This is a genomic window from Pseudomonas agronomica (genome assembly GCF_025917275.1).
Classification (GTDB): domain Bacteria; phylum Pseudomonadota; class Gammaproteobacteria; order Pseudomonadales; family Pseudomonadaceae; genus Aquipseudomonas; species Aquipseudomonas agronomica.
In genome coordinates this window covers 1-842 of the sequence record NZ_JAOSHO010000936.1, presented here as the reverse complement: position 1 = coordinate 842, position 842 = coordinate 1, and the positions used below count along the sequence as shown (strand labels likewise).

At 64.5% G+C, this 842-nt stretch carries 1 protein-coding gene; it reads right to left on the bottom strand.

Features of this window, described 5'->3' with window-relative positions; all coding sequences use genetic code 11:
- Positions 1-842, bottom strand: an 842-nt coding sequence (gene hutU, locus OC610_RS28220; RefSeq protein WP_264432958.1) for a urocanate hydratase, incomplete at both ends; no start/stop codon positions are given.

Genomic DNA, 842 nt, shown 5'->3' with positions numbered 1-842 from the left:
TCGGTCTTGGCGCGGGCACGGTATTCGTCCCAGGTCCAGCCAGCCGGCAGGTAGCCGTTGAGGGGGTCGTGGGCGCTGGTCTGGTCGGTGACCATGTCGGGGCGCACACCACGACGGACCATTTCCGGCAGGATCTCGGCGGCGTTCCCACACAGCGCGATGGAAATGGCCTTGCCTTCGGCGGTGTATTTCTCGATACGCGCCAGGGCGTCGTCGAGGTCCTTGGCCTGCTCGTCGACGTAGCGGGTTTTCAGGCGGAAATCGATGCTCACCTGCTGGCACTCGATGTTCAGCGAGCACGCGCCAGCCAAGGTCGCGGCCAGCGGTTGCGCGCCGCCCATGCCGCCCAGGCCGGCGGTCAGCACCCAACGGCCCTTGAGGTTGGAATCGTAGTGCTGGCGACCAGCCTCGACGAAGGTTTCATACGTGCCCTGCACGATGCCCTGGCTGCCGATGTAGATCCAGCTGCCGGCGGTCATCTGGCCGTACATGGCCAGGCCCTTGGCATCGAGTTCGTTGAAGTGCTCCCAAGTGGCCCAGTGCGGCACCAGGTTGGAGTTGGCGATCAGTACGCGCGGGGCGTTGCTGTGGGTCTTGAACACGCCCACCGGCTTGCCGGATTGCACCAGCAGGGTTTCGTCATCATTTAGATTGGTGAGGCTTTCGACGATCTTGTCGTAGCACTCCCAGTTGCGCGCCGCGCGGCCGATGCCACCGTAGACCACCAGTTCCTTGGGGTTCTCGGCGACTTCCGGGTCGAGGTTGTTCATCAGCATGCGCAGCGGCGCTTCGGTCAGCCAGCTCTTGGCGGTCAGCGTGTTACCGCGAGGGGCGCGGATTTC